The sequence below is a fragment of the Bradyrhizobium sp. genome, from assembly GCF_017881085.1.
GTDB lineage: Bacteria > Pseudomonadota > Alphaproteobacteria > Rhizobiales > Xanthobacteraceae > Bradyrhizobium.
This window is the reverse complement of sequence record NZ_JADGRI010000370.1, coordinates 1-4,805: the sequence shown is the minus strand read 5'-3', so window position 1 is coordinate 4,805 and position 4,805 is coordinate 1. Positions and strand designations below refer to the sequence as shown.

General features: G+C 65.4%; 4 protein-coding genes. 3 read left to right on the top strand and 1 reads right to left on the bottom strand.

Translation table 11 applies throughout. From position 1 onward, the window contains the following. The 3 genes from QZ213_RS24700 to QZ213_RS24690 form a co-directional block, all read left to right on the top strand. Positions 1-490, top strand: a 490-nt coding sequence (locus QZ213_RS24700) for an autotransporter outer membrane beta-barrel domain-containing protein (protein ID WP_291688694.1), incomplete at its 5' end; no start/stop codon positions are given. Positions 491-542: 52 nt separating this feature from the next. Continuing rightward, positions 543-695 carry a hypothetical protein gene (locus tag QZ213_RS24695; protein WP_291688693.1) on the top strand — a complete coding sequence of 51 codons (153 nt, stop codon included), beginning with the start codon at positions 543-545 and terminating at the stop codon, positions 693-695. 512 nt (positions 696-1,207) lie between these two features. Further along, positions 1,208-3,532 carry a xanthine dehydrogenase family protein molybdopterin-binding subunit gene (locus tag QZ213_RS24690; RefSeq protein WP_291688692.1) on the top strand — a complete coding sequence of 775 codons (2,325 nt, stop codon included), beginning with the start codon at positions 1,208-1,210 and terminating at the stop codon, positions 3,530-3,532. A gap of 193 nt (positions 3,533-3,725) precedes the next feature. Here the strand turns inward: QZ213_RS24690 and QZ213_RS24685 are convergent. Next, positions 3,726-4,805: acyl-CoA dehydrogenase family protein (locus QZ213_RS24685; RefSeq protein ID WP_291688691.1), on the bottom strand; the 1,080-nt coding region annotated here is incomplete at its 5' end.

Genomic DNA, 4,805 nt, shown 5'->3' with positions numbered 1-4,805 from the left:
CAATGGCTGGTTCATCTCTCCCGAGATCGCCTATGGCTTCCGCACCGGCATCGGCAACGGCTATGTGCTGACGCCGACGGCGCGGCTGCGCTATGTCGCTGCAATGTTCGACGGTTACTCGGAGACGGGTTCGGCGCAGGGCCTGTCGGTCGGCAGCCGCACGCTGCAGGATGTCGAGGAGCGCGCCGAACTCGACCTCTCGCGGGTGACGACCTTCTTCGGCGGCGACCACAGCCTGAAGACCAACGTGCATGGCGGGGTGATCGCCCAGCAGCGCGCGGGTGACAGCACCATCAGCACCGTGCTGATCGGGCAGAACCTGTCCTTTGCGACACCGGGCAACGGCAGCACCCTCGGCGCCGTGGCGGGCGCGGGCTTCGACTACCACGTCCGCGCCAACGTCGCGGTGTTCGGCGCGGTCGAGGGCATCGCGATGTCGGACCAGAGTCGCATCGGCACCGCCAAGGGTGGCGTGCGGGTCGCGTTCTGAAAGTCATGCTTCGGAACCGCGCCGCAGTCCGGATAATCAGAACAGAGGTCACATGGTGAAGAATTTCTCGATGATGTTGTTGGCTATTGCCGTGGCGATTGAGCTGTCCTGGCTCGTTGGCCCATACCGCTATGCCGGTCTTTTCCCGGTGTCGATTGAAACAACCGAACTCTGGCGTAACCCCTGGCCGGCTCCTGGCAGTTGATTCCAGGTTGCTAACGGACCAAGCGGGAACCGTTCGAGAGCAAGGGCTCGTGCGGACGATGGCAAGACCCGTGTTACCACCCGGTAATCCCAGAGCCGCGTTCTGAATTTGATCCGGGCCTTGCAGCGGGAGCGCGAGGCGTTTGCGCGCCATAACCTCGCCGCGTGCATCGAGGCGGCCTCGCGATCCTGTGCTGCGACCTTGGCGGTCCCGTCGCCCCTCGGCCGGTCCTGACGGCCGCCGAACGCAAGGCGATCGAGGCGGTGCTGCGGTATCCCGGGCGATAACACCGTCATGCCCGGGCATAGCCGTATGAAGGACGGCGTCGCTTCCGCTCGCCGATGGCCGGGGCATCCAGGCCTTAAACGGTATAGATTGGGAAAGACGTGGGATGGCCGGGTCAAGCCCGGCCATGGCGTTTTTTTTGGCGTTGCCTGGGGTTGGCCTCTGACCGGCCTTTCCGCTAAAACCCGCTCCAATCCAGTCGAACAAGAGACTCGAAGGACAAACTGATGAATATTCTTCCCGGCAATATGCGTTTCGGTGCGGGCAAGCCCGTCAAGCGTCTTGAGGACCAGCGGCTTCTCACCGGGAAGGGCCAGTTCATCGACGACAAGCCTGAAGAGGGCGCGCTGTGGCTGCACGTGCTGCGCTCGCCGCATGCGCACGCGAAGATCGTATCGATCGATGCCAAGGCCGCCAAGGACATGCCCGGCGTCGAAGCCGTCTACACCGGCGCAGACCTCATTGCCGATAACATCGGCACCATCCCGACGCTGTCGGTGTTCGTGCGTCCCGACGGCAAGCCGATGACGGTGCCGCCGCGCCGGCTGCTCGCCCATGAGATCGTGCGCTTTGCCGGCGAGCCGGTCGCAGCCGTGGTGGCGACATCGCGGATCGCGGCGCAGACCGCCGCCGAAGCGGTCGCGGTCGACTACGAGGTGCTGCCGGCGGTGGTCGATCCCCTGGGGGCGATCAAGCCCGGCGCGCCCGTGGTGTGGCCGGAAGCGCCCGACAATATCGTCGCGGTCATGAGCTATGGCGACGCGGCGAAGGTGGAAGAAGCGTTTGCCCACGCCGCGCATAAAGTGTCGCTCGACCTGGTCAGCCAGCGGCTGGTGCCGTCGGCGATGGAGCCGCGCTCCACCATCGCCGAGATCGAGAAAAAAACCGGACGGCTGATCCTGCATGTGCAATCGCAGACGCCGGGTTCGACCCGCGACGTGCTGGCGGAGGCCGTGCTGAAGCGGCCGAAGGAAAGCGTTCGCGTGCTGGTCGGCGATATCGGCGGCGGTTTCGGGCAGAAGACCAACCTCTATCCGGAAGACGGCATCGTGGCCTATGCCGCGACCAAGCTGAACCGCAAGGTGCGCTGGCGCGGCGACCGCACCGACGAATTCGTCGGCGGCACCCATGGCCGCGACCTGACCTCGACCGGTGAATTCGCGCTCGACGCCAGGGGCCGCGTGCTGGCCTATCGGGTGCGCTCGATCGGCGGCACCGGCGCCTATTCGACCGGCGCCGGCAACATCATTCCGCTGGTGCTCGGCCCCTTCGTGCAGTCGGGCGTCTACGACCTGCCGCTGGTGCATTACGAGGTCAAATCGGTCATGACCCACACCGCGCCGGTCGGCGCCTATCGCGGCGCGGGCCGCCCCGAGGGCGTGTTCATCGTGGAACGGCTGATGGATGCCGCCGCCCGGCAGATCGGGATCGACCCGCGCACCATCCGCAAGGTCAATTACATCAAGCCGGCGCAGCTGCCCTACACCAACGCCGTCGGTCAGGTCTACGATTCCGGCGCGTTCGCGCACATGCTGGAGCGCGCCTCCGATCTCGCCGACTGGAACGGTTTTTCCGCGCGCAAGAAGGCGGCGAAGAAGAAAGGCCTGCTCTACGGCCGGGGCCTGACCAGCTACATCGAATGGACCGGCGGCCGCGCGCATACCGAAACGGTCAGCCTGCACGCGACCGCGGAAGGCCGCATCATCCTGCATTCCGGCACCATGGCGATGGGGCAGGGGCTGCAGACTACCTATGCCCAGATGGCGTCGGAATCGCTCGGCATCCCCATGGACAAGATCGATATCGTGCAGGGCGATACCGATCTCGCCACCGGTTTCGGCAGCGTCGGCTCGCGTTCGCTGTTCGTCGGCGGCACCGCGCTGGCGGTCTCCGCCAACGACCTGATCGCAAAGGCGCGCGAGAAGGCCGCGAATGAACTCGAGGCCTCGGTCGAGGACATCGAATACCGCGACGGCATGCTCACCGTGGTCGGCACCGACAAGCGGATCGGCCTGTTCGAGATCGCCAGGAAGCAAGACGGCGCGCGGCTGTCCGTCGACAGTACCGGCGAAGTCGACGGGCCGAGCTGGCCCAACGGCAGCCATATCTGCGAGGTCGAGATCGACCCGGAAACCGGCGTTACCCGGGTGGTGCGTTACACCACGGTCGACGACGTCGGCATCGCCGTCAATCCGATGCTGGTGACCGGGCAGGTTCACGGCGGCGTTGCGCAGGGCATTGGGCAGGCGCTGTACGAGGGCGTGGCCTACGATGCCGAAGGGCAGTTGCTGACCGCGAGCTATCAGGACTACTGCCTGCCGCGCGCCGACGATATCCCGCCGATCGCGGTGACGCTCGACGAGAGCGCGCCGTGCAAGACCAATCCGCTCGGCGCAAAAGGCTGCGGCGAATCCGGCGCGATCGGCGGCCCGCCCTGCATCGCCAACGGCGTGATGGACGCGCTCGCCGAACTCGGCATCAAGAATTTGCCGACGCCGCTGACGCCGATGAAGGTCTGGCAGGCGATCCGGGACGCGAGGGCGGGGGCGTAGGAGCAGTTATTCGTAACCACGGTGGTTCACCGGCGACGGTGGGCTCCCTCTCCCCCTTGTGGGAGAGGGTCGGGGTGAGGGGTTCAGGTCTATCGATAATCCGTGACCCCTCACCCGGATCGCATCTGTCGATGCGATCCGACCTCTCCCACAAGGGGAGAGGTGGGACCGAACGCGTGGCGAGTGACTCAGCCTACAGCCCCAGCACCATCTTGGCCACGATGTCGCGCTGGATCTCGGACGAACCGCCAAAAATGGTGTAGGCTCGGCCGTTGAGATATTCCGGAACGATCGGCAGCATGCTTTCCGGAACCGCCGGCTCCTGGTTGAGCTGGTAGAACGGCCGCATCGGCTCGACGGCGAGGCCGTCGTTGCCGATGACGTCGACGCCGAGCCGCGTCACCGCCTGGCGGATTTCGCTGACCCGCAGTTTCAGCAGCGACGACACCGCGCCCGGGTTCTGCCCGGTCTGCAGCGCCGACAGCACCCGCAGTTCGGTCATTTCGAGCGTATCGATATCGACTTCGATCTCCGACATCCGCAACGCGATGTCGGGATCGTCGATGGCGCGGCCGGTGGCGTCGGACTCCGCCAGATCGGAAATCGTTTTCAGCGCCTCGCGCAATTTGGCCGAGGCGATGCCGGAGCCGCGCTCGAACTCCAGCAGATATTTGCCATAGGTCCAGCCCTTGCCTTCCTCGCCCACCCGGTTGGCGACGGGAACGCGGACGTCGTCGAAGAACACCTGGTTGACCTCGTGATCGCCGCCGATGGTCAGGATCGGACGTGTGGTGATACCCTCGCTCTTCATGTCGATGAGAATAAAACTGATGCCGTCCTGCTGGCGCGGCGTGTCGCTGGTGCGCACCAGCGCGAACATGCGGTTGGCGTGGTGCGCATGGGTGGTCCAGATCTTGGTGCCGTTGATGATGTAGTGGTCGCCGTCGCGCACCGCGCGGGTCTTCAGCGAGGATAGGTCGGAGCCGGAGCCCGGTTCGGAATAGCCCTGGCACCAATAATCCTCGCCGGAGAGAATCCGCGGCAGATAAAAATTCTTCTGCTCCGGCGTGCCGAAGCCGATGATGACGGGGCCGACCATCTTGACGCCCATGATGTTGACGTTGGGAACGCCGCCGCGCGCGCATTCGGCCTCGAAGATCCAGCGCTGCGCCGCCGTCCAGTCTGGCCCGCCATATTCCACCGGCCATCCCGGCGCGCCCCAGCCCTTTTTGTGCAGCGCTCTCTGCCAGGCCATGCCGATGTCGGGATCGGA